The organism is Microbacterium sp. JZ31, from assembly GCF_016805985.1.
Lineage (GTDB): Bacteria > Actinomycetota > Actinomycetes > Actinomycetales > Microbacteriaceae > Microbacterium.
Map to the genome: position 1 here is coordinate 1,578,942 of NZ_CP017661.1, position 25,710 is coordinate 1,604,651.

Sequence of the window (25,710 nt, forward strand, 5' to 3'; positions counted from 1 at the left end):
GCCGCCGAGCAGGCGCAGGCGGCCGCCGAGCAGGCCGCGGAGGCCGCCTCCGACGACGACCCCCGCGCCTGAATCCGCTCAGATCGCGGCGGCGAGCTCCGGCTTGCGGGCCCGGATCGAGCGGTTCACGCCCGACACGATGGCCTTGAGAGAGGCGGTCGAGATGTCGCCGTCGATGCCGACGCCCCACAGGCGCTCGCCGTCGACCTGCAGCTCGACGTACGCGGCCGCCTCGGCGTCGCCCGACGCGCTGAGCGTGTGCTCCACGTAGTCGTACAGCGTGACGTCGACGCCCTGCTCGCGCAGCACGGTCAGGAACGCCGCGATCGGTCCGTTGCCTTGGCCCGCGAGCTGATGCTGCTCCTCGCCGTCGCGCAGCACGACCTCGAGTGCGACGTTGCCGTCCAGCCTGCTGCGGCTGCTCGTGCCCAGCAGCTCGAAACGGCCCCAGCGGGCCTCGGCCTGGGCGGAGGGCAGGTACTCGTCCTGGAAGATCGCCCAGATCTGGTCGCTCGTGACCTCGCCGCCCTCGGCGTCCGTCTTGGCCTGCACGACGCCCGAGAACTCGATCTGCAGCCGGCGCGGCAGGTCGAGCGCGTGGTCGCTCTTCAGCAGGTAGGCGACGCCGCCCTTGCCCGACTGCGAGTTGACGCGGATGACCGCCTCGTATGAGCGCCCGAGGTCCTTCGGGTCGATCGGCAGGTACGGCACGGCCCACTCGATGTCGTCGACCGTGACGCCCTTCTCCTGGGCGCTCGCGGCCATCGCCTCGAAGCCCTTCTTGATGGCGTCCTGGTGCGAGCCGCTGAACGCCGTGAAGACGAGGTCGCCGGCCCACGGGCTGCGCTCGGGGACGGGCAGCTGATTGCAGTACTCCACCGTGCGCTTGACGTGGTCGATGTCGCTGAAGTCGATCTGCGGGTCGATCCCCTGCGTGAACAGGTTGACGCCCAGCGCGACGAGGTCGACGTTGCCCGTGCGCTCGCCGTTGCCGAACAGGCAGCCCTCGATGCGGTCGGCTCCGGCCATGTAGCCGAGCTCCGCGGCGGCGACCGCGGTGCCGCGGTCGTTGTGCGGATGCAGCGAGATGAGCACGTTCTCGCGGTGGTTCAGGTGGCGGCCCATCCACTCGATCGAGTCGGCGTAGACGTTGGGCGTGGCCATCTCGACCGTCGCGGGCAGGTTGATGATGACCTTGCGCTCGGGCGTGGGCTGGAAGATCTCCAGCACCTGGTTGCACACGTCGACGGCGAACTCGAGCTCGGTGCCGGTGTAGCTCTCGGGCGAGTACTCGTAGTAGACCGTCGTCTCCGGCACCGTCTGCTCGTACTGCTTGCACCAGCGCGCGCCGTCGAGGGCGATGTCGATGATGCCCTGGCGGTCGGTGCGGAAGACCACGTCGCGCTGCAGCACGCTCGTCGAGTTGTACAGGTGCACGATCGCCTGCTTCGCGCCCTTGATCGCCTCGTAGGTGCGGGCGATGAGGTGCTCGCGCGCCTGCGTCAGGACCTGGATCGTGACGTCGTCCGGGATCAGGTTCTCCTCGATCAGCTGCCGGACGAAGTCGAAGTCGGTCTGGCTCGCCGACGGGAAGCCGACCTCGATCTCCTTGTAGCCCATCTTGACGAGCAGCTCGAACATGACGCGCTTGCGCTCGGGGCTCATCGGGTCGATGAGCGCCTGGTTGCCGTCGCGCAGGTCGACCGCGCACCAGCGCGGCGCCTTCTCGATGCGCCGAGCCGGCCAGGTGCGGTCGGGCAGGTCGACGACGATCTGCTCGTGATACGGGCGGTACTTGTGCACCGGCATGCCGCTGGGCTTCTGGGTGTTCTCCATGATGTCGCTTGCTTTCATTTCGTCGTATGTCAGGGCCGACGACGAGCTCCGCGACGAGGAGGCCCTAGATCGAGGTCTCGTCGCGGCGGCTAAGAAGGAGAAGCCCACCGAGGCGCATGTGTTCAGGCTAACACGCACTCTGCACGGTGGCGACGGACCCGGATGCCGCCCGAGTGAGCAGGATGCGCAGCATGAGACGAATCCGGATCGCGCGACACTTTCGGGTATGACCCACTCCCGTCGCCTTCTCGCGACAACGATCGCCGTCCTGGCTCTCGCGCTCACCGCGTGCGCGACACCCCGTGCCGACGCTCCCGCGGCGGAGCCCTCGCCGAGGTTCGGCGACGTCCATCCGGAGCCGCCGCAGGGCGAGATCCAGGTGCAGGGCACCGTGATGGACAAGGCCGGCGCCATCTCGCTCTGCATCGGCCCGATCGCCCAGTCGTATCCGCCGCAGTGCGCCGGCATCCCCCTCGAGGGCTGGGACTGGGATGCGGCGGAGGGCGAGGAGACCGCCGCCGACAGCACGTGGGGCGCCTATGCCGTGACGGGCACGTTCGACGGGGAGACGATCGCCGTGACCGCTCCTCCGATCCTGCTCGCGCTGTTCGATCCGATGGTTCCCGAGGATCCGACCGGCGGCGAGCCCGGAACGACGCGCGAGGACGAGCTGCTCGAGATCCAGCAGACGATCCAGGACCGCCTCGGCGACGAGGTGCAGTCCGCCTATGTCGAGAACGGCTACGTGCGCCTGCAGGTCGTGTGGGACGACGGCACCTACCAGGACGCCGCCGATGCGGAGTTCGGCGAGAAGGTCGTGATCGTCGAGTCCCTCATGCAGCCCGTCGGCTGAGTCCTCGCCGGGGCGCGCCCGTGTCGGGCGGATGCCGCGCCCCGGCGAATCCTCCTGCCGGTCCCGCGCCGATCGCGCAGGCGGAGGGCTAGAAGCCGAGCCTGCCGAGCTGCTTGGGGTCGCGCTGCCACTCCTTCGCCACGCGCACGTGCAGCTTGAGGAACACCCGCGTGCCGATGAGCGGCTCGATCTGCGCGCGGGCGCGGGCGCCCACCTCGCGCAGGCGCGATCCCTTGGGGCCGATGATGATGCCCTTCTGGCTGTCGCGCTCGACGACGATGCTCGCGTGGATGTCGGTGAGATCGTCGCGGTCCTCGCGAGCCGTGATCTCGTCCACCGTCACGGCGATCGAGTGCGGCAGCTCGTCGCGCACACCCTCGAGCGCGGCCTCGCGGATGATCTCCGCGACGCGGTCCTCGGTGCTCTCGTCCGTGACGACGCCCTCCTCGTAGAGGGCCGGCCCCTCGGGCATCAGCGCCAGCAGCTCGTCGCTCAGCACGTCGAGCTGGTCGCCCGTGAGCGAGGACAGAGGGATGACCGCCGCCCAGTCCTCGCGCAGCGCGTTGACCTCGATGAGCCGCTCCATGATCTGCTCCGAGCCCGCGGCATCCGTCTTCGTGACGATCGCGACCTTGCGGGCGCGCGGGTACCCGTCGAGCGACTCGGCGATGCGGCGATCGCCCGGGCCGACCTTCTCGGTGGCGGGCGCGCAGAACGCGATCACGTCGACGTCGCCCAGCACCTGCTCGACGAGGTCGTTCAGGCGCTGGCCGAGCAGTGTGCGCGGCTTGTGGATACCCGGGGTGTCGACGACGACGAGCTGCCCGCCGGGCCGGTTCAGGATGCCGCGGATCGCGCGGCGCGTGGTCTGCGGCTTCTCGCTCGTGATGGCGACCTTCTCGCCCACCAGCGCGTTCATGAGCGTGGACTTGCCCACGTTCGGTCGTCCCACGAACGTCACGAAGCCCGAGCGCATCGCGTCAGCCATCTTCTCTCTCCCTGTACTCCTCGATCGTGCGCAGGGCCTCGCCGCGCTCGACGAACACCGTGGCGATGCCGCGCCCGCGGCCGCGCGACGTGCCGCCGGTGACGATCAGTCCCGCGAACTCGGCGACATCGCCCGGCTGCGGCACCCGGCCGAGCGTCTTGCCGAGCAGGCCGCCGATCGAGTCGACGTCCTCATCCTCCAGCTCGATGCCGAACAGGTCGCCGACCTCGTCGAGCGACAGCCGGGAGCTCACGCGGTAGCGGCCGTCCGCGAGCTCGACGATCTCCTTCGACGGCGCGTCGTACTCGTCCGCGATCTCCCCGACGAGCTCCTCGATCAGGTCCTCGAGCGTGACGAGGCCGGCGATCCCGCCGTACTCGTCCACGACGAGGCACACGTGCACGGCATCGCGCTTCATCTGCTGCAGCAGGGTCTCGGCGCGCATCTGCTCGGGCACGAACACGGCGGGGCGCGCGATCGCCCGCACGCTCGCCTCGCGCCAGCCGACGGGCTCGCCGCCTGCGACCGTGTCGCGGAAGCCGAACTGCACGACGTCCTTCAGGTACAGCACGCCGATGATGTCGTCGACTTCGCCGTCGACGACGGGCATGCGGGAGACGCCGCGGTCGAGGAACAGCCGCATGGCCTCGCGGATGGTCGCATCCGCCTCGACCGTGACCATCTCGGTGCGCGGCACCATGACGGCGCGCACGACCTGGTCGGTGAAGTCGAACACCGAGTGGATGAGCTCACGGTCGTCGGCCTCGATCACCGCATGCGAGGCGGCCTCGTCCACGATGCTGAGCAGCTGCTCCTCCGACTCGAAGCTGCGGCGGCCCCCACCGGGCGTGAGCCGGTTGCCGAACGCCGCCAGCAGGCCCGACAGCGGGCCGAGCACCAGCAGGGTGCCGCGTACGAGCGGCGCCGCGAAGGTCAGCAGGGCCGAGGAGTAGCGCCGGCCGAACGTCGCGGGGATCGACGAGACCCCCACGAACGACACACCGGTCATGAGCAGCGCCGCCACCAGCAGCCCCCACCAGAGGTTGTGCAGGATGAGCGCGAACCCGGCGGTGACGAGCACGGCGGCCGCGGTCTCGGCGAACACCCGCACGAACACCACCACCCCCGCATGACGATCCGGATCGGCGGCAATGCGTGCGAGCGCCTGGGCGTTGCGTCCCTCGCCCGCGAGGTCGACGAGGTCGCCGCGCGAGGTCACCGACAGCGCGGCGTCGATCGCCGACATCAGGCCGGCCAGCAGCACGAGCAGGAGGGCGCCGCCGAACAGCAGCGCGGCGACCGGCCCCAGCGCGTCGGAAGCCAGGTCGGTCATCCGGCCGCTCCGGCAGACAGAGCCGGCGTCATGAGGTGCGGCGACGCTCGGCCGCCGCGAACGCCGAGATGAGCTCGCGCTGGAGCCCGAACATCTCGCGCTCCTCCTCGGGCTCGGCGTGGTCGTAGCCGAGCAGGTGCAGCAGGCCGTGCGTCGTGAGCAGGATCAGCTCGTCCATCGTCGAGTGGCCCGCGGTCTCCGCCTGCGACTCCGCGACCTGCGGGCACAGCACGATGTCGCCCAGCAGGCCGGGCGGGGTCGGCTGGTCCTCGGTGCCCGGGCGCAGCTCGTCCATGGGGAAGCTCAGCACGTCGGTCGGGCCGGGCTCGTCCATCCACTGCAGGTGCAGCTGCTCCATGGCGCCCTCGTCGACGAGCACGATCGCCACGTCCGCGTCGGGCGAGACATGCAAGGCCGCCAGGTTGTCCTGCGTCAGCCGCAGCAGCACCGACTCGTCGATCTCGACGGCGGACTCGTTGTTGATGTCGATCACGATCGTCCTCGCTTGGGCATGCGGTCACGGGGGCCCGCGGGGCGCGTCGTCGCGCGGCGCTCGGCTCGGTTGGCGAACTCGGTGGCCTCGTCGCGCTCGTGGCGCGCCGCCATCCGGCGCTCGTCGTACTCGCTGTACGCGTCGACGATCCTGCCGACGAGCGAGTGCCGCACGACGTCGTCGCTCGACAGGCGCGAGAAGTGGATGTCGTCGATCCGGTCGAGCACGCGCGTCACGAGGCGCAGTCCCGACGCGCCCTGCGGCAGGTCGACCTGCGTGATGTCTCCCGTGACGACCATCTTGGTGCCGAACCCGAGGCGCGTCAGGAACATCTTCATCTGCTCGGGCGTGGTGTTCTGCGCCTCGTCGAGCACGACGAAGGAGTTGTTCAGCGTGCGGCCGCGCATATACGCCAGCGGGGCGACCTCGATCGTGCCGGTCGCCATGAGCTTGGGGACGAGCTCCGGATCCATCATCTCGTTGAGCGCGTCGTACAGCGGGCGAAGATACGGGTCGATCTTGTCCGTCAGCGTGCCGGGGAGGAATCCCAGCCGCTCCCCCGCCTCGACCGCCGGGCGCGTCAGGATGATGCGCTCCACCTCGCGGCGCTGCAGGGCCTGCACGGCCTTCGCCATCGCGAGATAGGTCTTGCCGGTACCGGCCGGGCCGATGCCGAACACGATCGTGTTCTCGTCGATCGCGTCGACGTACTCCTTCTGCCCGACCGTCTTGGGGCGGATGGACTTGCCGCGGCTGGACAGGATGGCCTCGCCCATGACCTCGCTCGGGCGCGGACCGCCCTCGTCGCGCAGCATGCGGGCCGAACTCTGCACGTCGGCCTCGCCCAGGGCGTGTCCGGCCTTCGTCATCTGCAGCAGCTCGTCGACCAGCGCACGCGCCGCGCGCACGGCGTCGGCGGACCCGCGCAGCGTGATCTCGTTGCCGCGCACGTGCACGTCGACGTCGGGGTGCGCGCCCTCGACCATGCGCAGCAGCCTGTCCTGCGGGCCGAGGAGCTGCACCATGGCGACTCCGTCTGCCGTGACGGTCTCGGTGATGTCTTCGGATCGCGGATCAGCCACCGACGAGGCTCTTCTCTCCCAGGCCGCCCGCGAGCACGTGCGCGTGGACGTGGAACACGGTCTGACCGGCACCGGCGCCGGTGTTGAACAGCACGCGGAAGTCACCGTCGGCGTGCTCGGCCGCGAGGTCGTTCGCGAGGGTGATCATCTCGGCCAGCAGCGACGGATCGCCCGCCGCGAGGGCCGCGACGTCGCGGTACTCCTGCGTCTTGGGGATCACCAGCAGATGCAGCGGCGCCTGCGGCGAGATGTCCTTGATGGCGAAGACGCGCTCGGTCTCCGCCACGATCTCGCCCGGGATGTCGCCCTGCAGAATGCGGGTGAAGATCGAGGGTTCAGCCATGTCGTCCAGTCTATGCGCGGGGTCCCGGCCGCGGTCGGGACTCACCAGCGCCCGAGGCGCGCGTTCAGCAGCGCAAGCGCCGCGGGGCCCGCGGTCGACGTGCGCAGCACGGTGTCGCCGAGGCGCACGAGCCGGGCGCCCGCGTCACGCAGGCGCTGCTGCTCGTCCGGCGCGATGCCGCCCTCGGGACCGACGATCAGCAGGATGGACTCCGCGTCCGCGACGTCGGTCACACTGAGCCGCTCGTCCGCCGTGGGCTCGAGCACGAGGATCCGGTCGGGCCGGGCCGCGAGCGCCGCGGTGGTCGCGATGGGGGTCACCTCGGGAAGCCACGCGCGGTGCGCCTGCTTGGCCGCCTCGCGCACGATCGTCGCCCAGCGCGCGCGGCCCTTCTCGGCCTTCGGACCCTCCCAGCGCGACACGCTGCGCGATGCCTGCCAGGGCACGATCTCATCGACGCCGAGCTCGGTGGCCGCCTGCACCGCCATCTCGTCGCGGTCGCCCTTCGCGAGCGCCTGCGCGAGCGCGATGCGCGGCAGCGGCGCCTCCTCGTCGCGGCGGGCGGTGATCCGGACCACGACCTCGCGCGGGGCCACGCTCTCGCACGCGCCCTCGAGCCACGCGCCGCGGCCATCGGTCACGGACACGGCCTCCCCCACGCGCACGCGCCGCACCGACGCGGCGTGGTGCGCCTCCGCTCCCGTGAGCGTGAGGGCGTCGCCGGGCTGCGCGGATCCGGCCGTCTCGTCGACGAAGTGCAGCGCCACGCCGGGTCAGCCGTTCCGGAAGCGGTCGCGCAGCTTGGAGAACAACCCCTGGTGGAACTCGGCGAGTCGCGGCCGGGGCGCCTTCGAGCGCTTGGCGAGCTCCTCCACGAGCGCGCGCTGCTTTGCGTCCAGGCGCGTCGGGGTCACGACGTGCACGCCCACGCGCAGGTCGCCGCGCTGCGAGGTGCGCAAGCCCGTGATGCCGCGGTCCTTGATGGTGAGGACATCGCCGCCCTGCACGCCCGGGCGGAGCTCGAGGTCGACGGGGCCGTCGAGGGCGTCGATCGTCGTGGTGGTGCCCAGGATGGCGTCGGTCATCGACACCTCGAGCGTGGCGAGCAGGTCGTCGCCGTCGCGGCTGAACACGGGGTGCGGCGTGACCTGCACCTCGATGTAGAGATCGCCGTGCGGTCCGCCCGCGGGACCCACCTCGCCCGACCCGGGAAGCTGCAGGCGCAGGCCCGACTCGACGCCGGCCGGGATGTCGACCGACACCGTTCGGCGCGAGCGGACGCGGCCCTGGCCGCCGCAGGTCGGGCACGGGTGCGGGATCGTCGTGCCGTAGCCCTGGCACGCGCCGCACGGCTGCGACGTGACGACGTTGCCGAGGAGGCTGCGGACCTGGCGCTGCACGTGGCCGGACCCGCCGCAGATCTCGCAGCGCTCCGGGCCCGTGCCGGGCTGGCAGCACGACCCCTGGCATGTGTCGCACAGCACGGCCGTGTCGACCTCGAGATCGCGGTGCGCGCCGAAGACGACGTCTCCGAGCTCGAGCGTGACGCGCACCAGCGCGTCCTGGCCGCGCTCACGGCGCGAGCGCGGTCGCCCGCCGCGGCCGCCGCCCCCGGCCCCGAAGAACGTCTCGAAGATGTCGCCGAAGCCGCCGAAGCCCGCGCCGGCACCGCCGAAGAGGCTGTCGTCGCCGCCCATGTCGTAGCGGCGACGCTTCTCGTCGTCGCTCAGCACCTCGTAGGCGTGCGTGACGAGCTTGAACTGCTCCGCCGCCTCCTCGCTCGGGTTCACGTCGGGGTGCAGCTGGCGCGCCAGCTTGCGATACGCCTTCTTGATCTCGTCGGAGCTCGCCTCGCGCGACACCCCGAGAACCTCGTAGTGGTCAGCCACACTTCGCCTTTCAGGACCGCGCTGCGCGCGATCCGGCCCTCTCGAGGATCGCGCGCAGCGCGCGATCCGGATCTCCGTCCGCCTCAGCGGCGGTGCTCGTCCTCGTCCAGCAGCCGGGTCAGGTACCGCGCGACCGCGCGGGCCGCGGCCAGATTGCTGGGGTAGTCCATGCGCGTCGGACCCATGAGCCCGACGCGCGCGCGGCCGATTGCCGCGTCGTAGTCGCTCGCGATGATGGACGCCTCCGCGAGCCCGAAAGCCTCGTTCTCGCGTCCGATGCTCGCCGACAGCCCCTTCTCATCCGCTGCCATCTCCGACATCAGCCGCAGCAGCGTCACCTGTTCCTCGATGGCCTCGAGGAGCGGATGGATGCTGCCGCGGAAGTCCTGCTCGCGCTTGGCGAGCGTCGCCGCTCCGGCCATCACGAGACGATCCTGACGGAACTCGTCGAGCTCCTCCGCCACGACCGCGGAGATCGTCAGGAGCGCTTCGTCGAGGCGCGACCGGTCGGTCGGGGCCGACGCGCGCAGCTGCTCGATCCGCTCGGAACCCGAGCGCACCGAGCGGCCCGTGATGAGCGCGGCGAGCTGCGCCCGCAGCACCGCCACGTCCTCCTCGTCCACACCCCGCGGCGTGGCCGTGAGGCGCTGCGAGACGCGACCCGTATCGGTCACGATGATCACGAGCATGCGGAACTCGTCGAGGCGCACGAGCTCGACGTGCGTCACGTTCGCGGACGCGAACGACGGGTACTGCACGAGCGCGACCTGACCCGTCAGCTGTGTCAGCAGCCGGACGGTGCGGGCGAGCAGGTCGTCGAGGTCGGCCGGATCCGCCAGGAACGTCGAGATCGCCGAGCGCTGCGCCGACGACAGCGGCCGCAGCTCGGCGAGATGATCGACGAAGACGCGGTAGCCCTTGTCGGTCGGGACACGCCCCGAGGACGTGTGCGGAGCGGTGATCAGCTCCTCGTCCTCCAGCAGCGCCATGTCGTTCCGGATCGTCGCCGCGGACACGCCGAAGGCATGGCGATCGACGATCGACTTGCTGCCGACCGGCTCGTGCGTGTCGACGTAGTCCTGCACGATCGCGCGGAGCACCTGCAGTCCGCGTTCCGTGACCATGGGCACCTCCCCCGTCGCGCTTGGCACTCGATCGTTCTGAGTGCCAATTCTAGCGAGGATCGCGGTGAACGCGCCGAACCCCGCCGGGCCGCAGACGCGGCAACCCGCTTGTTCGTTGAGCGAGCGAAGCGAGTCGAAACGACTCGAACCCCGCCAGGGCTGCAGCCGCGGGAAGTCCGAGCCGTTTCGACTCCTCGCTGCGCTCGTCGCTCAACGAGCGAGAGGGGGCTCCAACCCAGCTGTTCGTCACTCCGTGAGGGCGCGCACCACCGCGTCGGCGAGCAGGCGGCCCTTGAGCGTCAGCACCACGCGGCCGCGCACCGCAGCGGCGCCGTCGACCAGACCGTCGGCGACCAGTCCCGCGACCGCGCGCCGGGCGCCGGGTCCCAGCGCGTCGACCGCCAGTCCCTCGCGGATCCGGCTCTCCAGCAGCACCCGCTCCAGGGCGCGGGCGTCCGGATCGGGCGTCTCCCGCCCCGCGGCGGGCGACGATCCGGTCGCGAGACGCTGCGCGTACGCGGCGGGGTGCTTGACGTTCCACCAGCGCAGGCCGCCGACGTGGCTGTGGGCGCCCGGTCCGAAGCCCCACCAGTCGAGGCCGCGCCAGTACGCGAGGTTGTGCCGCGAGCGGTGGTGCTCGCCGCGCGACCAGTTGCTCACCTCATACCAGTCGAAGCCGGCCGCGGCGAGCTTGGCGTCGGCGAGCTCGTACATGTCGGCCTGCAGGTCGTCATCCGGGGCGGGGACCTCGCCGCGCTTGATCTGGCGGGCGAGCTTCGTGCCGTCCTCGATGATCAGCGCATAGGCGGAGATGTGGTCGGACTCGAGGGCCAGCGCCGCGTCGAGCGATGCCTCCCAGTCGGCGAGCGTCTCCCCCGGTGCGCCGTAGATGAGGTCGACGCTGACGTCGAGGCCCGCGTCGCGGGCGGCGTCGACGGCCGTCCGCACGTTGCCCGGCGTGTGGGTGCGGTCGAGGGCCGCGAGCACGTGCGGCACCGATGACTGCATGCCGATCGACATCCGCGTCACGCCGGATGCCGCGAGCTCGTGCGCGACGGCGGGTGTCACGGTGTCGGGATTCGCCTCGACCGTGACCTCCGCGCCGTCGGCGATCCCGAACGCCGTGCGCACGCCGTCGAGCATCCGACCCAGGTCGCCCGCCGGCAGCAGCGTGGGCGTGCCGCCGCCGAAGAACACCGTGGACGCCGGACGAATGGGGCCCGCCTCGGCCAGCACCTCGCGGCCGAGCGCGATCTCGTGCAGCAGCGTGTCGGCGTACTGGTCCTGGCGCGCCCCGCGCAGCTCGCCCGATGTGTAGGTGTTGAAGTCGCAGTAGCCGCAGCGCACGCGGCAGAACGGCACGTGCAGGTACACGCCGAAGTCGGCATCCGGATCGATCCGGATCTGCGCGGGCAGGCGGCCGTCCGCCGGAGCGGGATCGCCCAGCGGGAGGGGACCTGCCATCACGAGCCCGGCGTGGCGAACAGCGGCGAGATCGCGCGGAGGTAGCCGGCGAACAGCGCGCGGCGACGACGCCGCACGAAGCCGCGGAACATCCGGTAGAGCAGTCCGACGGGGCGGTCGAACGCCTTGACCGTGAACCACACCTCGTCGTTCTCGCGCCACTCGATGGTGAACGACTCCTCGCCGCTCACCATCGATCCGCCCACGGTGCCGAGCGCGAAGCCCACGCGCCGCGCCTCCTCGATCACGAAGATCACGCGGAGCTCTGCGTCGGCGCGCATCCCGTTCACGCGGCCGTGCACGCGCAGCGTGGTGCCGGGGCCGGCGTACGGCGTGCCCTCGGCGTCGTAGCGCTGATCGGTCTCGAGCTTCGACGGCGCGATCGCGTTGCCCTCGCCGTCGAAGCTGACGCCCGAGTACGCAGGCCCGGGAGCGGGGCGCACGTCGGTGACCCGCAGGCCCGCGCCCTTCAGGGCACCCCACGACAGCAGCGCGTCGCCGGCCGTGCGGAAGCGGTCCTCACCGCTGCCGATGCGCCACGAATCGGCCGCCGGGAGGCTGTGCTCCGGCGGGTACTGCAGCAGGTCGTGCGCCTGCGTGGCGCCGACCGCCGCATAGTCGACCGTCTCGTCCTGGAAGGTGCCGCGACGCATGTGATCCACCCTACGTGCCGAGCCTGAGCCTCTACTTGGCCTTGCTCTCGACGTCGCCCGAGAGCGCCGCGATGAACGCGTTCTGGGGCACCTCGACGCGACCGATGGTCTTCATGCGCTTCTTGCCCTCCTTCTGCTTCTCGAGCAGCTTGCGCTTGCGCGTGATGTCGCCGCCGTAGCACTTGGCGAGCACGTCCTTGCGGATCGCGCGGATGTTCTCGCGCGCGATGATCCGCGCGCCGATCGCGGCCTGGATCGGCACCTCGAACTGCTGGCGCGGGATGAGCTTGCGCAGGCGCTCGGTCATCGTCGTGCCGTACGCGTAGGCCTTGTCACGGTGGACGATCGCGCTGAACGCATCGACACGGTCGCCCTGCAGCAGGATGTCGACCTTGACCAGGTCGGCGTCCTGTCGCCCTGCCGGCTCGTAGTCGAGGCTCGCGTAACCCTGCGTGCGGCTCTTGAGCTGGTCGAAGAAGTCGAACACGATCTCACCCAGCGGCATCGTGTACTTCAGCTCGACGCGCTCCTCCGAGAGGTAGTCCATGCCGAGCAGCGTGCCGCGACGCGTCTGGCACAGGTCCATGACGGTGCCGACGTAGTCCTTGGGCGTCAGGATCGAGGCCTTCACGATCGGCTCCGACACGGATCCGATCTTCCCGTCCGGGTACTCGCTCGGGTTCGTGACGACGATGGTCTCGCCGGTCTCGGTGATGACCTCGTAGATCACGCTCGGGGCGGTGGTGATGAGGTCGAGGCCGAACTCCCGCTCGAGGCGCTCGGTGATGATCTCGAGGTGCAGCAGGCCCAGGAAGCCGCAGCGGAAGCCGAAGCCGAGCGCGACGGAGGTCTCGGGCTCGTACGCGAGCGAGGCGTCCGACAGCTTGAGCTTGTCGAGCGCGTCGCGCAGATCGGGGTAGTCGCTCGCGTCGATCGGATACAGGCCCGAGTACACCATGGGCTTCGGGTCGACGTAGCCCGCCAGCGGATCCGTCGCGGGCGTGCGCGCGTTCGTGACGGTGTCGCCGACCTTCGACTGGCGCACGTCCTTCACGCCCGTGATCAGGTAGCCCACCTCGCCGACGCCGAGCCCCTTGGACGGCGTGGGTTCGGGCGCCGACACGCCGATCTCGAGCAGCTCGTGCGTCGCCCTCGTCGACATCATCTGGATGCGCTCCCGCGGCGCCAGGCGGCCGTCGATCATGCGCACGTAGGTGACGACGCCGCGGTACGCGTCGTAGACCGAGTCGAAGATCATGGCGCGCGCCGGCGCGTCCGCGTCGCCCTGGGGCGCCGGGATCTCGCGCACGAGGCGGTCGAGCAGCTCCTCGACGCCCTGGCCCGTCTTGCCCGAGACGCGCAGCACATCGTCGGGGCTGCCGCCGATCAGGTCGGCGAGCTCCTTGGCGAACCGCTCGGGATCGGCGGCCGGCAGGTCGATCTTGTTCAGCACCGGGATGATCGTCAGATCGTTCTCGAGCGCGAGGTACAGGTTGGCGAGCGTCTGGGCCTCGATGCCCTGCGCCGCGTCCACGAGCAGGATCGCCCCCTCGCAGGCCGCGAGCGACCGCGACACCTCGTACGTGAAGTCGACGTGCCCCGGCGTGTCGATCATGTTCAGCGCGACGGTCTCGCCGTCGACGTCCCACGGCATCCGCACGGCCTGCGACTTGATCGTGATGCCGCGCTCGCGCTCGATGTCCATCCGGTCGAGGTACTGCGCGCGCATCTCCCGGTCCGAGACCACGCCGGTGATCTGCAGCATCCGATCGGCCAGCGTGGACTTGCCGTGGTCGATGTGGGCGATGATGCAGAAGTTGCGGATGCGCTCGGGGGGCGTCGCAGCAGGCTCGAGCGGAGTAGAGGCACGGGGTGACATGTCCCCTCGATTCTACGGTGCGGGCGCCGCCCGTCCTGCGTCGCGCATCTTCGCGCACTTCGCTCGTATACTCCTATCCCGAGATGCCTCACACCATGCAGGTTGCACGGCTGTGACCCGCATGTTGCATGTTTTTCACGGCGAGAGCACAGAAAGGTAACGCTTTTCGCACGTGCTGACTTCGTCGAAGGCGACGAAGAACCGCGGGGGTAGAGTCCCCGACAACGTCTGTCAGAAAGAAGCTCCTCGCCTTGATCCGTTTCATGCTGCGCCGCACTGCGGGCTGGCTGCTGATGATCCTGGCGGTGACCAATCTCACGTACTTCCTCGCATGGGGCTATCTCGACCCGCGCGCGAACTACGTCGGCCGCCGCCCGCCGCTCACCGAAGAGCAGATCGTCGGGCTGCTGCGTCCGCGCAACCTCGACGACAAGATCCCGCTCATCGAGCGCTGGTGGGGCTGGTTCAGCGGCATCCTGCTGCGATGGGACTGGGGCGTGAGCCCGGTCGGGCAGTCCGTCAACGAGCAGGTCGCCTACCGCATGTGGATCTCGGCCGAGCTGATGCTGGGTGCGACGATCCTGCTCACGCTGGTCGGCGTCGGCCTCGGCGTCTACACCGCCTCGCGGCAGTACAAGGCCGCGGACCGCGTCTGGCAGGGCATCTCGATCGTCACGATGAACATCCCGGTCGTGGTCGGCGCTCTCGCGATCGTCCTGCTCGCGATCGCCCTCAACAACGCGGTGGGCCAGCGCATCTTCTACGTCACGGGCGCGGCCTCGGTGGGAATCACCGGATTCTTCCCGGCCCTGCTCGACACGCTGCAGCATCTCGTGCTGCCCACGCTCGCGCTCGTGCTCACCGGGTACGCGCAGTACCACTTCCTGCAGCGCTCGCTGCTGCTCGACAACATCAAGACCGACTACGTGCGCATGGCCCGCGCCAAGGGCCTGACCAAGCCGCAGGCCGTGCGCCGCCACGCGCTGCGGACGTCGCTGATCCCGGTGGCGACGCAGGTCGCGTTCTCCATCCCCGCCATCTTCACCGGCGCGATCCTGACCGAGCGGATCTTCGCCTGGGAGGGGATGGGCAAGTACTTCCTCGACACGATCACGAACAACGACGTCCACGGCGTCGTCGCCATCGCGGCCTTCGGCGCCGTGCTGACGGCGATCGGCGCGGTGCTCTCCGACGTCGCCGTCGTGATCCTCGACCCCGAGTGCGGGTGAGCTGACATGAGCGTGACGAACAGCCTGATCGATCCCCTCGAGCACGGCGACAACCCGCCGCCGTCGGAGACGGAGCTGCGCTCCCCCGACCGCAAGCGGATGTCGAAGTGGGAGCTGTACGGGCGACGCTTCGCCCGCAACCGCGGCGCCCTCATCGGACTCGCCATCTTCGTGCTGCTCGTGCTCTTCGCCGTCATCGGGCCGCTGTTCCAGCAGTACGACCACATCGAGCTCGACTTCCTGGCGCTGAGCGACCCGCCGAGCGCCGAGCACTGGTTCGGCACGAACGGGTCAGGCAACGATCTCTACGCGATGGTCGTCGTCGGCCTGCAGCGCTCGCTCATGATCGCTCTCGTGGTGTCGGTGGGCACGACGGTCCTGTCCGCGATCATCGGCGCCGCCGCCGCGTACTTCCGCGGCTGGGTCGAGCGCATCACGCTGCTCGTCATCCACTTCCTGATGGTGACGCCGACGTTCCTCATCCTCGCGATGATCTCGAACGACGCGGGCGGTGACTGGCGCATCATCTCGCTCGTCATGATCCTGACCGGCTGGTTCTTCTCGGCGCGCGTCATCTGGACGCTGTCGCTGTCGATCCGCGAGCGCGAGTACGTGCAGGCCGCCCGCTACATGGGCGTGCGCGGCTTCACGATCGTGCTGCGCCACATGCTGCCGAACATCGGCTCGCTGCTCGTGATCAACTTCACGCTCGGCGTCGTCGCGGCCGTGCTGACGGAGACCGGACTGTCCTTCATCGGCTTCGGCGTGAAGCTGCCCGACGTCTCGCTGGGCTCCCTCATCGGCATCGGCGCGAACAGCGTCTCCAGCGCGCCGTGGCTGTTCTACTTCCCGGCCGGCGCCCTGACGCTGCTGACCGTCTCGATGGCGCTCGTCGCCGACGGCCTGCGCGACGCGCTCGACCCGACCTCGGCGGCGGGAGGCCGCGCATGACGATCTCCGACACCACCTCGGCCACCGTCCTCACCAAGCCGGTCCTCACAGTCCGCGACCTCACGGTCAGCTTCCCGTCCGAGGCGGGTCGCGTCGACGCGGTGCGCGGGGTCTCGTTCGATCTGCTCCCCGGGCGCACGCTCGGCATCGTGGGCGAATCCGGATCCGGCAAGTCCGTCACGTCGCTCGCGGTCATGGGGCTTCTCGACGACAACGCCCGCGTGGGCGGCTCGATCCTGTTCGACGGCGACGAGCTGCTCGGCAAGACCGACGCGCAGATGTCGAAGCTGCGCGGCAACGGCATCGCCATGATCTTCCAGGATCCGCTGACGTCGCTCACGCCCGTGTTCACGATCGGCGACCAGATCATCGAGGCGCTCACGGTGCACGACAGCCGCCTGTCCCGTCAGGCGGCGACCGAGCGCGCGGTCGAGCTGCTGCGTCTCGTCGGCATCCCGAACCCCGAGAGGCGGCTGAAGTCGTTCCCGCACGAGTTCTCGGGCGGCATGCGCCAGCGCGTCGTGATCGCGATCGCCATGGCGAACCGGCCCAAGCTCATCATCGCGGATGAGCCGACGACGGCTCTCGACGTGACGATCCAGGCCCAGATCCTGGAGCTCATCAAGACCGCGCAGCGCGAGACCGGCGCCGCCGTGATCATGATCACGCACGACATGGGCGTGGTGGCGAACATCGCCGACGACGTGCTCGTGATGTACGCCGGCAAGCCGATCGAGCAGGCGCCCGTCGACGAGCTGTTCGCCGACACCCGCATGCCGTACTCGATCGGCCTGCTCGGCGCGATCCCGCGCGTCGACAAGGCGGAGAAGCAGCCGCTGGTCCCGATCAAGGGCAACCCGCCGCTGCTCGTGAATCTGCCCGACGCGTGCCCGTTCGCCGACCGCTGCCCCATCGCGGTGGACGCGTGTCGGCGCAAGGAGCCCGAGCTGCTGCCGGTCAGCGGCAAGGTCGACCACCGCGCCGCGTGCATCCGCGCCGAGGAGATCCGCTCGGGACACATCGACGGTCACCCGGTCTACCCGGTTCCGGTGATCCCCACCTCCGACCTCGTCCGCACACCGCGCGAGGAGCGTCCGGCGACGCTCGAGGTGCGCAACCTCGTGAAGACCTTCCCGCTCACGAAGGGCGCGTTCTTCAAGCGCCGGATCGGCGACGTGCACGCCGTCAAGAACGTCACGTTCGACGTGCGCGAGGGCGAGTGCATGGCGATCGTCGGCGAGTCCGGCTCCGGCAAGACCACGACGCTGCTGCAGATCATGGATCTCGCCGCCCAGACCGACGGCGACATCCGGATCAACGGCGTCAGCGTCGCCGACCTCAAGGGCGGCCGCGCCGAGCGCGACCTGCGCCGCGACATCCAGATCGTGTTCCAGGATCCGATGGGCGCGCTCGACCCCCGCATGACGGTGTTCGACATCATCGCGGAGCCGCTGCGCACGATCGGCGAGCCGAAGGCCCGGATCGAGGCGCGCGTCGACGAGCTCATGGATCTCGTCGGACTGAACCCCGCGCACAGCGACCGGTTCCCGACGGCGTTCTCGGGGGTCAGCGCCAGCGCATCGGCATCGCCCGCGCACTGGCGACGAACCCGAAGGTCGTCGTCCTCGACGAGCCCGTCTCGGCACTCGACGTGTCGATCCAGGCGGGCGTCATCAATCTCCTCGACGAGCTCAAGGTGAAGCTTGGGCTGTCGTACCTGTTCGTCGCGCACGACCTCTCGGTCGTGCGTCACATCGCCGACCGCGTGGCGGTGATGTACCTCGGAAGCTTCGTCGAGCACGGCGACGTTGATGAGGTGTTCGACAACCCGCAGCATCCGTACACGCAGGCGCTGCTGTCGGCGATCCCCGTGCCCGATCCGAAGGTGGAGCGGACACGCGAGCGCATCGTGCTCACCGGGGATCTGCCGAGCCCGACCGAGAAGCCCAAGGGCTGCCCGTTCGTCAGCCGCTGCCCGCTGTACAGGACGCTCGGCGAAGCGGAGCGCGACCGTTGCGAGACGGAGATGCCGGCCCTCACCGGCCGAGACGGCGTTCACGTGAACGCCTGTCACTACCGCTGAGCACCCTCACGCACCAAACTCACAACTCAACAGTCCCCACCATCCGAAGGGCGCCCACGAGGCGTCGAAAGGAGCACCAGAATGAAGCTGCAGCACAAGCTGCTGGGCGTCGTCGCCGCCGGCGGCGCGCTCGCACTGACCCTCGCCGGCTGCGCCGGCGGCGGCAACGACGGAGGCTCGGGCGAGGAGGCGCCCGCCGAGACGATCACGGGCGCGGACTACAACCCGCAGCCGCGCGAGAACCTCGAGCAGGGCGGCGAGGTGGTCTTCCCGATCACGGAGATCACGCCGCAGATGAACCCGAACCACGGCGACGGCTCGGTCGACACGACCACGCTGTGGACCTGGTACAACCCGCAGACGATCCTCATGACTCCCGAGGGCGAGGCCTCGGCCAACCCCAACTACCTCACGGGCTGGGAGGCCGAGGAGGTCGACGGCAAGACGGTCGTCACCTTCACGATCAACCCCGAGGCCAAGTTCAACGACGGCACGCCGTTTACGTGGGAGTCGTACAAGGTCACGTGGGAGGCCCTGAACGGCACGAACGAGGCGTACTCGCCGAGCAGCACCGACGGCTACTCCCTGATCGAGTCGGTCGAGCAGGGTGAGGACGAGTTCCAGGCGAAGGTCACCTTCTCCCAGGTCTACCCCTGGTGGCAGGGCCTGTTCTGGAACCCGATGCACCCGGAGATCAACAGCCCGGAGGCGTTCAACGAGGCGTACCTTGAGGAGCCGAACGCGCAGTACGGCGCCGGCCCCTACAAGATCGAGGACGTCGACCTGAACGGCGGCACCATCTCGTTCGTGCCGAACGAGAACTGGTGGGGCGACGAGCCGATGCTCGACAAGGTCACGTTCCGCGTCCTCGAGCCGACCGCGATGGTCAACGCCTTCCAGAACGGCGAGATCGACTACGCCGACAACCTGACGGCCGACAACCTCGAGCAGCTGGCCGACGTCGACGGGGCGGTCACCTACCGCGCTCAGCGCCCGGCCACCAACCTCCTGCAGATCAACGCGGAGCGCCCGCAGTTCGCCGATCTCGAGGTCCGCGAGGCGCTGCTCAAGGCGATCGACCGCGAGCAGATCAAGGAGGTCGTGTGGGACGGCCTCAACTACACCGAGGAGCCCGTGGGCTCGCTCAACCTCTACCCGTTCCAGGAGGGCTACGTCGACGCGCTCTCCGAGGCGGGCTGGGAGTTCAACGTCGAGGAGGCCAACGCGATCCTCGACGAGGCCGGCTGGGAGATGAACGGCGAGGTCCGCGAGAAGGACGGACAGGCCCTCGAGGGCCGTCTGCCAATCTTCGGCGACGACCCGATCACGCAGGCGCGCGCGCAGGTCATCCAGCAGCAGCTGGCGGCCATCGGCGCCGACATCGAGATCGACGTTCGCCCCGCGAGCGACTTCTCGACCGTCCTGTCCACGAAGGACTGGGACCTGGTGCTGCTCGGCTTCTCGTCCAGCGACCCGTACGGCGTGGCCTACATGTGCCAGCTGTACTGCTCGGACAGCAGCCTGAACCTGTCGGCCACCGGCACGCCGGAGATCGACGAGCGCATCGCGAACGAGGTCTCGGCGCTGCCGACGCAGGAGGAGCAGACCGAGGCGGGCCTGGCGCTCGAGGCGGAGATCATCCAGGAGACCTGGGGCATCCTGCCGCTGTACATGGGTCCGTGGATTTCGATGGCCAAGGAGGGCCTGGCGAACCTCACGCCGGAGACCTACACGGGTCTCGACCTCTTCGGCCTCTCGCCGGTCGAGAACGTCGGCTGGGAGAAGGGCGCGGCGGAGTAATCCCTCGTTGAACTTCTGATTCGATCCGCTTCGGGGTCGGTGGCTTCGGCCACCGACCCCGAAGTCGTCTCCGTGCCGCCGGCGGATCCAGCCCGTTCGCCGGCGCCGCGCGCGCCGCATAGTGTGGACAGCATGTCTGTGCAGGTCGTGCTGGTCCACGGGATCCGCACGTCCGCCAGCATGTGGCGTGCACAGATCGCGCATCTCGAGGCGCGCGGCATCGCCGTCACCGCGGTGGATCTGCCCGGCCATGGGTCGCGCCTGCACGAGACGTTCACGATCGAGGGCGCGTTCGAGACGATCGACGCCGCCGTGCGTGCAGCCGCCGAGCGGGGCCCCGTGCTGCTCGTCGGTCACTCGATGGGCGGTCTGCTGTCGGTCGAGTACGCGGGAGCCGAGGATGCTCCCCCGGTCGCGGCGCTCGTCGCGGCGTCCTGCACCGCGATCCCGCGTGGGCTCGGGCTGCGGGCGTACCGCGCCCTGGCCGCCGGCCTGAACGCGCTGCCGGGACGCGGCCAGCGGATCACGAACGCCGTGCTGCGGGCGACGCTGCCGCTCGAGACCCGCGCGGACTTCGGCGCGGGCGGCTACGCCTACCTCGCCCAGGACGTGGCGCTGCGCAGCCTGTCGGTGCTCGATCTCATGGCGGCGCTGCGGCGCATCCGGATCCCGGTGTGGTTCGTGAACGGGCAATGGGACCAGCTGCGCCTGCACGAGAAGCTGTTCACCGCGCTCGTCCCGCACGCCGAGCTGCTGGTCGTGCCGCGCGCGACGCACCTCGTGACGGCGATGCGCCCGCAGGTGTTCAACGCCGTGCTCGGCCTCGCGCTCGCGACGGTCGAAGCGGGCGCCCGCGATGCCGTCGCGGGCACGGGGGACGCGGCCTGACCTGCTAGACTCGGTCCTTGGCTTGCGTGTGGGATCAACCCGCACCCGTCGTGCGACACCCCTCTCTTGTCAATCGACATCGTCCGAACAACCTCTGAACGAAAGTCTTTCGACACGTGGCAAACATCAAGTCGCAGATCAAGCGCATCAAGACCAACGAGAAGGCGCGCGAGCGCAACAAGGCCGTCAAGAGCGAGCTGAAGTCCTTCGTGCGCCGCACGCGCGAGGCCATCGCCGCCGGTGACAAGGCCGCCGCCGAGGCTGCTCTGGCCAAGGCCGGCAAGAAGCTCGACAAGGCCGCCAGCAAGGGCGTCATCCACAAGAACCAGGCCGCGAACCGCAAGTCGGCTCTCGCGTCGAAGGTCGCCTCGCTCTGAGCTGAGCGTCTCCCGAAGGCCCGTCCCGTTCTCGGGGCGGGCCTTTCGCGTACCGCCGGGCGCCGGACGTTGTTGGGTTTGCCGCGGCGAGCGGTCGGCTGCCGCTGCTCAGCGCGACCCGGGCGCAACAGCGGGCCGCTACTCCCCGAACGGGCGGCGGTTGGCGATCACCGAGATCATGCGCTCGAGCGCGAACACCGGATCCCGCGACGCGCCCTTGACCTCGGCGTCGGCGCGCGCCGCGGCCTGGATGGCGAGACCGAGGCTCGACTGCGTCCAGCCGACCAGGTCGCGCTTGGCGTTGTCGACCTGCCAGTCGCGCATGCCGAGGCGTGCGGCGAGCACGCGTGACGGCTCGCGGGAGCCGGCCACCTTCGCCATGGTGCGCAGCTTCATCGCGAACGCCGCCACCACGGGCACGGGGTCGGCGCCCGACGCGAGCGCGTGGCGCAGGCTCACGAGGGCCTCGCCGTAGCGGCCGGCGATCGCCGCGTCGGCGACCGCGAACGCGTTCAGCTCGACGCGGCCGCCGTAGTAGCGGCTCACGACCGCCTCGGAGATGTCGCCGTCGACATCCGCCAGCAGCTGCTGGCACGCGGAGGCGAGCTCGGCGAGGTCGCCGCTGAAGGCGGAGACGAGGGCGTGCAGCGCCTTCGGCGCGATCCGGCGCCCGGCCGCCTTGAACTCGCCGGCGGCGAAGTCCTGGCGGTCGCGCTCCTTGGTGATCGCCGGGCACGGCACCTCGACACCCGCGCCGGTTCCCGCCCGGATGGCGTCGAGCAGCTTCTTGCCGCGCACGCTCGCGCCCGTATGGCGCAGCACGACGGTCGCCCCCTCCTGCGGGTGCTCGATGTACGCGAGCGCCTCCGTCAGGAATGCGTCGCTGCACTTCTCCACGCCCGACACGCGGACGAGGCGCGGCTCGCCGAACAGGGACGGAGACGAGACCGCGAGCAGGGTGCCCGCCGTGTAGTCGTCGGCGCGGATGTCGGCGATCTCGAGCGCGGGGTCCTCGGTCTTCAGATAGGTGCGCACGCCGGCGATCGCCCGCTCGGCGCACACCTCTTCCGGGCCCGAGACGAGCACCACCGGGGCAGGTCGAGGCGCGCGCCACGACAGCTGCGGAATGGACGACTTCGCACCGCGCGGGGATCTCGATGCGGGTGCGGCGGCCATACGGCCAGCCTACCGGCGGCCCCCGACACCATCGGCGTCACGGCGGGCGCTCGCGCCACAGCGAGACGCCGTCCGGCGTGGACGAGACGAGCAGGAGCCCCTCGGTGTCGGTGCGGGCGATCGTCGCGCCGATCGCCCGCAGCGTCGTGAGGATCTCATCGCGCGGGTGGTCGTAGTCGTTGTCGGGGCCGACGGTGACGAGCGCGACCGACGGTGCCAGCTCGGCGTACAGCCGCGGGAGCTGGTCGGCGCTGCCGTGGTGCGCCACCTTGACCACCGGGAAGGGCCCGGCGATCCGGCCGGTCCCGAGCATCGCCGCCTGGGCGGAGGCGGACAGGTCGCCGAGCAGGATCGTGCGCGGCAGATCCGGCCCCGCGATCTCGACGATCACGCTGGAATCGTTGCCGGGCTCGAACGCGCGCGATGTCGCGCGCGGCCAGTGCACCACCCATCGCGCATGCCCGAGGGATCCCGTCAGCCCCGCGGACGCCTGCACCCGGTGACGCGCACCGGTCACCTCCAGTACTCCGGCGTCCTCCGCGCCGCCGACGGGCCCGTGCAGCACGGTGTCGACGCGATCGCGCACCGCCGCGATCCCGCCCACGTGATCCAGATCGAAGTGGCTCAGGACGAGCAGGTCGATCCGATCGATCCCGAGACGCGACAGACAGGCCTCCAGCGGCACCGGGTCCGGTCCGACGTCGACGACCGCCACCGCTCCCCCCGAACGCAGCACGAGACCATCGCCCTGCCCGACATCGCACGCGGCGATCGCCCAATCGCGCGGGACCGTGAGGGGGCCCGCGACACCGCTCAGGGCGCTGAAGCCGGTCGAGACGCCCGCGGCGACCGCGAGCATGGTCGCCGCGGCCGCGCGAAGGCGGCGATCGGCGAGGCCGTCGCGTCCCGCGCGCGCGAGCGTCACCCCGACGGCCCCGCCCAGCACGACGAGAAGCAGTGCGCCCGCCGGTCCGGGCACCCACGCGAGCTGCCCGCCCGGCAGCGCAGCGAGGGTCTGCGCGGTCGCCGCGATCCACGCCGAGGGCAGCCACGCGATCGCGGCCAGACCGTCCGCGAGCACCGGGATCGGAGCCGCGAGACACGCCGCGAGCCCCACGATCGTCACGACCGGCGCGGCGGGACCGGCGAGCAGGTTCGCCACGACGCCGTACAGCGGCACCTCGGGCGCCAGCAGCACGAGCACGGGGCCGCACGCGAGCTGGGCGGCCAGCGGAACACTCAGCGCCGCCGCGAGCGGCAGCGGCAGCCAGCGGGACAGGCCGCGCGCGATCGGCCCGGCGAGCAGCAGCAGAGAGCCCGTGGCGACGACCGACAGCACGAAGCCGTAGCTCGTCGCGAGCCACGGGTCGCTCAGCAGCAGCCCCGCCGCGGCAAGGGACAGCAGCGAGATGCCCGCGCCGACCCGACCGAGTGCGAGGGCGAACAGCGCGATGCACGCCATCGTGGCCGCGCGGACGACGCTCGGCTCGGGCGTCACCAGCACCACGAAGCCGATCAGGGCCGCGGCGGCAAGCCCGATCCGCACGCCGCGTGGCGTGCCGCACAGCGCCGCGGCGCCGAACGCGATGCCGACGACGAGCGCGCAGTTCGCCCCGCTGACGGCGGTGAGATGACTTAACGAGGTCGCCTTCATCTGCTCGTCCAGCTCATCCGTCACCGCGCGCGTGTCACCGACCGCGAGGCCCGGCAGCAGCAGTGATCCCGGAGCGGGCAGCGCGCTCGCGCGCTCCACGAATCCATCCCGCAGGGTCGCCGCCGCGTCGAGAGGGCCCCACGGGCGGCTCGTGACCTCCGCCTCGCGTGCGAACATGACAAGCGCAGCCCGGTCGCCCGCTTCCCCCACCTGCGCCGATCCTTTCACCCGCACGGACGCGCCGAGATCCAAGCGCGCGCCCGCGACCGCCTCCGCGGCGATGCTCACGGTCACGGGAAGCGCGCCAAGGCGGTCTTCCCCGCCGCGTGAGAGACGCTGGGCCTCGCCGTCGAACCAGAGGGCCTCGCCGTGACGCTCGACCTTCGACGTGGCGACCACCGTGAGCTCGATCGAGCGCCCGCCCCCGACAGCGAACTCGACGGCGGCGGACCGCGCCGGCATCGCGGCGACGATGTGCGTGGCGACCGCGCCCAGCCCGGCGGTCGACAGCACGACGAGCGCGCACAGCCCGCGAAGCCGGATGGGAAGGCGGTGCCAGAGCAGCAGGCCCACCGCGGCCAGCGCCCAGCCGGTGATCGCGATCGGCAGCGCCGTCGGGGGCACCAGCACGCTCGCCAGCGCCCCGATCCACGCCGCGACGGCCACGGGCAAGAGGCGCAGATCCCGTGCGTGCAACGCCGACTCGGGCTCCCCCGCTGCGGTCATCCGACCCTCACATGCGGCCGCAGCGACTCGAGCATCTTGTCGCCGATGCCGGGCACCGCGAGGAGATCCTCGACCGCCGTGAAGCGGCCGTTCGCCTCCCGCCACTCGATGATGCGCTGCGCGATCGCGGGGCCGATGCGGGGCAGCTCCTCCAGGGCGGCGGAATCGGCGGTGTTGAGGTCGACCGCTCCCCCGGCGGCTCCCGCACCACCCTCGCCGCCACCGCCCGGCGCGGCCCCGGCGGGCGGGGGTACACCCTTCTCCGGTACGACGAGCTGCTCGCCGTCGGCGACCACACGGGCGAGGTTGACCGCCGCCCGGTCCGCCTTCTCGGCGAAGCCCCCGGCCGAGGCGATCGCGTCCACCACACGGGAGCCCGCCGGCAGGACGTACAGCCCCGGGACGCGCACGTGCCCGTCGACGTGCACGTAGATCCGTCCCGATGCGACCGTCGCGCCCGGGGAGGGAGTGGTGCTCGCGACCTGCTCGGTGGGCGTCGTCGCGCCGCGCCAGACGCCGATCCCGATCGTGACGGCAAGCGCCGCCAGCACGAGCACGACGACCGCGCCGAGTCCCAGCCGCAGCCGACGTGGCGGCGCGCCGATCTCTGGGATCGGCTCGGCACGTGTCCCGTCGTCGCCCGCCACACGGCCACGCTAGGTCGCGCGGGGACGCCGCCCGAGGGTCGCCGACGCTCTGGTGCAGAGATCGCCCGCCGTAGCGGCCTGGGGACGGGCGTCCGGCAGCTCGCTCCCATCGCTCATCCGCGACCCGGCCCGCTGCTGTACTTCCCCGGTTCGCCGGCGTCAATCCCCTGACCAGCGTGGGGCCCAGGCCGCATGGTTGACAAGCGGACTTGTGGACGCACTCAGGGGGATACATGTCGAAC

The 25,710-nt window shown here is 70.6% G+C and carries 21 protein-coding genes and 1 pseudogene; 7 read left to right on the forward strand and 15 right to left on the reverse strand.

Translation table 11 applies throughout. The annotated features are described in order from the left end of the window. Nucleotides 1–78: 78 nt before the first annotated feature. On the reverse strand, nt 79–1,836 hold the full coding sequence (leuA, locus tag BJP60_RS07550; protein WP_203138722.1) for a 2-isopropylmalate synthase: 1,758 nt from the start codon (nt 1,834–1,836) through the stop codon (nt 79–81). A gap of 226 nt (nt 1,837–2,062) precedes the next feature. Between leuA and BJP60_RS07555 the strand changes: the two genes are divergently transcribed. Next, the gene (locus BJP60_RS07555; RefSeq protein ID WP_203138724.1) at nt 2,063–2,689 is read left to right on the forward strand and encodes a hypothetical protein; all 627 of its coding nucleotides are present in this window, start codon (nt 2,063–2,065) and stop codon (nt 2,687–2,689) included. 88 nt (nt 2,690–2,777) lie between these two features. Here BJP60_RS07555 and era read toward each other — a convergent pair whose 3' ends face one another. From era to lepA, 11 genes are all read right to left on the reverse strand, one after another. Continuing rightward, nucleotides 2,778–3,677 (reverse strand): GTPase Era, encoded by a 900-nt coding sequence (era, locus tag BJP60_RS07560; RefSeq protein WP_203138730.1) that lies wholly within the window; start codon nt 3,675–3,677, stop codon nt 2,778–2,780. Beyond that, nucleotides 3,670–5,010 (reverse strand): hemolysin family protein, encoded by a 1,341-nt coding sequence (locus BJP60_RS07565; RefSeq protein ID WP_203138731.1) that lies wholly within the window; start codon nt 5,008–5,010, stop codon nt 3,670–3,672. The genes era and BJP60_RS07565 overlap by 8 nt, the downstream gene beginning before the upstream one ends. Nucleotides 5,011–5,038: 28 nt before the next feature. Further along, nucleotides 5,039–5,506: an rRNA maturation RNase YbeY gene (gene ybeY / locus BJP60_RS07570; protein ID WP_203139089.1), complete on the reverse strand. Its 468-nt coding sequence runs from the start codon at nt 5,504–5,506 to the stop codon at nt 5,039–5,041. Then, on the reverse strand, nt 5,500–6,528 hold the full coding sequence (locus tag BJP60_RS07575) for a PhoH family protein (RefSeq protein WP_203139090.1): 1,029 nt from the start codon (nt 6,526–6,528) through the stop codon (nt 5,500–5,502). The genes ybeY and BJP60_RS07575 overlap by 7 nt, the downstream gene beginning before the upstream one ends. Nucleotides 6,529–6,577: 49 nt before the next feature. Next, on the reverse strand, nt 6,578–6,928 hold the full coding sequence (locus BJP60_RS07580; RefSeq protein ID WP_203138736.1) for an HIT domain-containing protein: 351 nt from the start codon (nt 6,926–6,928) through the stop codon (nt 6,578–6,580). 41 nt (nt 6,929–6,969) lie between these two features. After that, nucleotides 6,970–7,695 (reverse strand): 16S rRNA (uracil(1498)-N(3))-methyltransferase, encoded by a 726-nt coding sequence (locus tag BJP60_RS07585; protein ID WP_203138738.1) that lies wholly within the window; start codon nt 7,693–7,695, stop codon nt 6,970–6,972. 6 nt (nt 7,696–7,701) lie between these two features. Then, nucleotides 7,702–8,817: a molecular chaperone DnaJ gene (dnaJ, locus tag BJP60_RS07590; protein ID WP_203138740.1), complete on the reverse strand. Its 1,116-nt coding sequence runs from the start codon at nt 8,815–8,817 to the stop codon at nt 7,702–7,704. Between the two features lie 83 nt (nt 8,818–8,900). Beyond that, nucleotides 8,901–9,941 carry a heat-inducible transcriptional repressor HrcA gene (hrcA, locus tag BJP60_RS07595; RefSeq protein WP_203138741.1) on the reverse strand — a complete coding sequence of 347 codons (1,041 nt, stop codon included), beginning with the start codon at nt 9,939–9,941 and terminating at the stop codon, nt 8,901–8,903. 246 nt (nt 9,942–10,187) lie between these two features. Then, complete coding sequence (hemW, locus tag BJP60_RS07600; RefSeq protein WP_203138743.1) at nt 10,188–11,405, reverse strand: radical SAM family heme chaperone HemW; 1,218 nt, start codon at nt 11,403–11,405, stop codon at nt 10,188–10,190. Then, nucleotides 11,405–12,058 (reverse strand): DUF1990 family protein, encoded by a 654-nt coding sequence (locus tag BJP60_RS07605; protein WP_203138746.1) that lies wholly within the window; start codon nt 12,056–12,058, stop codon nt 11,405–11,407. Before BJP60_RS07605 ends, hemW begins: the two co-directional genes overlap by 1 nt. 31 nt (nt 12,059–12,089) lie before the next feature. Further along, nucleotides 12,090–13,937, reverse strand: a complete 1,848-nt coding sequence (lepA, locus tag BJP60_RS07610; RefSeq protein WP_203138749.1) for a translation elongation factor 4 — start codon at nt 13,935–13,937, stop codon at nt 12,090–12,092. A 263-nt stretch (nt 13,938–14,200) separates the two neighbouring features. Here lepA and BJP60_RS07615 point away from each other — a divergent pair, with 263 nt between their 5' ends. The 6 genes and pseudogenes from BJP60_RS07615 to rpsT all read left to right on the forward strand — a co-directional run bounded on the left by BJP60_RS07615 (nt 14,201) and on the right by rpsT (nt 21,265). Further along, nucleotides 14,201–15,166 (forward strand): ABC transporter permease, encoded by a 966-nt coding sequence (locus BJP60_RS07615; protein WP_238439619.1) that lies wholly within the window; start codon nt 14,201–14,203, stop codon nt 15,164–15,166. A gap of 6 nt (nt 15,167–15,172) precedes the next feature. Next, the gene (locus BJP60_RS07620) at nt 15,173–16,117 is read left to right on the forward strand and encodes an ABC transporter permease (RefSeq protein WP_238439620.1); all 945 of its coding nucleotides are present in this window, start codon (nt 15,173–15,175) and stop codon (nt 16,115–16,117) included. After that, nucleotides 16,114–18,200, forward strand: a pseudogene (locus BJP60_RS07625) (ABC transporter ATP-binding protein). The gene BJP60_RS07620 and the pseudogene BJP60_RS07625 overlap by 4 nt, the downstream one beginning before the upstream one ends. An 81-nt stretch (nt 18,201–18,281) precedes the next feature. Next, on the forward strand, nt 18,282–20,000 hold the full coding sequence (locus BJP60_RS07630; RefSeq protein ID WP_203135213.1) for an ABC transporter family substrate-binding protein: 1,719 nt from the start codon (nt 18,282–18,284) through the stop codon (nt 19,998–20,000). A gap of 132 nt (nt 20,001–20,132) precedes the next feature. Beyond that, nucleotides 20,133–20,888, forward strand: a complete 756-nt coding sequence (locus BJP60_RS07635; protein ID WP_203135214.1) for an alpha/beta fold hydrolase — start codon at nt 20,133–20,135, stop codon at nt 20,886–20,888. Between the two features lie 116 nt (nt 20,889–21,004). Beyond that, the gene (gene rpsT, locus BJP60_RS07640) at nt 21,005–21,265 is read left to right on the forward strand and encodes a 30S ribosomal protein S20 (RefSeq protein ID WP_203135215.1); all 261 of its coding nucleotides are present in this window, start codon (nt 21,005–21,007) and stop codon (nt 21,263–21,265) included. 138 nt (nt 21,266–21,403) lie between these two features. Here rpsT and holA read toward each other — a convergent pair whose 3' ends face one another. Genes holA through BJP60_RS07655 form a run of 3 tightly spaced genes read right to left on the reverse strand, consistent with a single transcriptional unit; the run spans nt 21,404 to nt 25,468 of the window. Continuing rightward, a complete protein-coding gene (gene holA / locus BJP60_RS07645; RefSeq protein ID WP_203135216.1) occupies nt 21,404–22,441 on the reverse strand; it encodes a DNA polymerase III subunit delta in 1,038 nt (345 codons plus the stop codon). A 37-nt stretch (nt 22,442–22,478) separates the two neighbouring features. Then, entirely contained in the window at nt 22,479–24,821 is a 2,343-nt protein-coding gene (locus BJP60_RS07650) for a ComEC/Rec2 family competence protein (RefSeq protein WP_203135217.1), read from the reverse strand. Then, nucleotides 24,818–25,468, reverse strand: a complete 651-nt coding sequence (locus BJP60_RS07655) for a helix-hairpin-helix domain-containing protein (protein ID WP_238439338.1) — start codon at nt 25,466–25,468, stop codon at nt 24,818–24,820. The genes BJP60_RS07650 and BJP60_RS07655 overlap by 4 nt, the downstream gene beginning before the upstream one ends. Nucleotides 25,469–25,710: the final 242 nt, after the last annotated feature.

What these genes read in the sequence shown, in the direction of transcription:
- leuA (WP_203138722.1), bottom strand. Translation starts at nt 1,836, where the DNA reads ATGGAGAACACCCAGAAGCCCAGCGGCATGCCGGTGCACAAGTACCGC.
- BJP60_RS07555 (WP_203138724.1), top strand. Translation starts at nt 2,063, where the DNA reads ATGACCCACTCCCGTCGCCTTCTCGCGACAACGATCGCCGTCCTGGCT.
- era (WP_203138730.1), bottom strand. Translation starts at nt 3,677, where the DNA reads ATGGCTGACGCGATGCGCTCGGGCTTCGTGACGTTCGTGGGACGACCG.
- BJP60_RS07565 (WP_203138731.1), bottom strand. Translation starts at nt 5,010, where the DNA reads ATGACCGACCTGGCTTCCGACGCGCTGGGGCCGGTCGCCGCGCTGCTG.
- BJP60_RS07575 (WP_203139090.1), bottom strand. Translation starts at nt 6,528, where the DNA reads ATGGTGCAGCTCCTCGGCCCGCAGGACAGGCTGCTGCGCATGGTCGAG.
- BJP60_RS07580 (WP_203138736.1), bottom strand. Translation starts at nt 6,928, where the DNA reads ATGGCTGAACCCTCGATCTTCACCCGCATTCTGCAGGGCGACATCCCG.
- hrcA (WP_203138741.1), bottom strand. Translation starts at nt 9,941, where the DNA reads ATGGTCACGGAACGCGGACTGCAGGTGCTCCGCGCGATCGTGCAGGAC.
- hemW (WP_203138743.1), bottom strand. Translation starts at nt 11,405, where the DNA reads ATGGCAGGTCCCCTCCCGCTGGGCGATCCCGCTCCGGCGGACGGCCGC.
- BJP60_RS07605 (WP_203138746.1), bottom strand. Translation starts at nt 12,058, where the DNA reads ATGCGTCGCGGCACCTTCCAGGACGAGACGGTCGACTATGCGGCGGTC.
- lepA (WP_203138749.1), bottom strand. Translation starts at nt 13,937, where the DNA reads ATGTCACCCCGTGCCTCTACTCCGCTCGAGCCTGCTGCGACGCCCCCC.
- BJP60_RS07615 (WP_238439619.1), top strand. Translation starts at nt 14,201, where the DNA reads ATGCTGCGCCGCACTGCGGGCTGGCTGCTGATGATCCTGGCGGTGACC.
- BJP60_RS07620 (WP_238439620.1), top strand. Translation starts at nt 15,173, where the DNA reads ATGAGCGTGACGAACAGCCTGATCGATCCCCTCGAGCACGGCGACAAC.
- BJP60_RS07630 (WP_203135213.1), top strand. Translation starts at nt 18,282, where the DNA reads ATGAAGCTGCAGCACAAGCTGCTGGGCGTCGTCGCCGCCGGCGGCGCG.
- BJP60_RS07635 (WP_203135214.1), top strand. Translation starts at nt 20,133, where the DNA reads ATGTCTGTGCAGGTCGTGCTGGTCCACGGGATCCGCACGTCCGCCAGC.
- holA (WP_203135216.1), bottom strand. Translation starts at nt 22,441, where the DNA reads ATGGCCGCCGCACCCGCATCGAGATCCCCGCGCGGTGCGAAGTCGTCC.
- BJP60_RS07650 (WP_203135217.1), bottom strand. Translation starts at nt 24,821, where the DNA reads ATGACCGCAGCGGGGGAGCCCGAGTCGGCGTTGCACGCACGGGATCTG.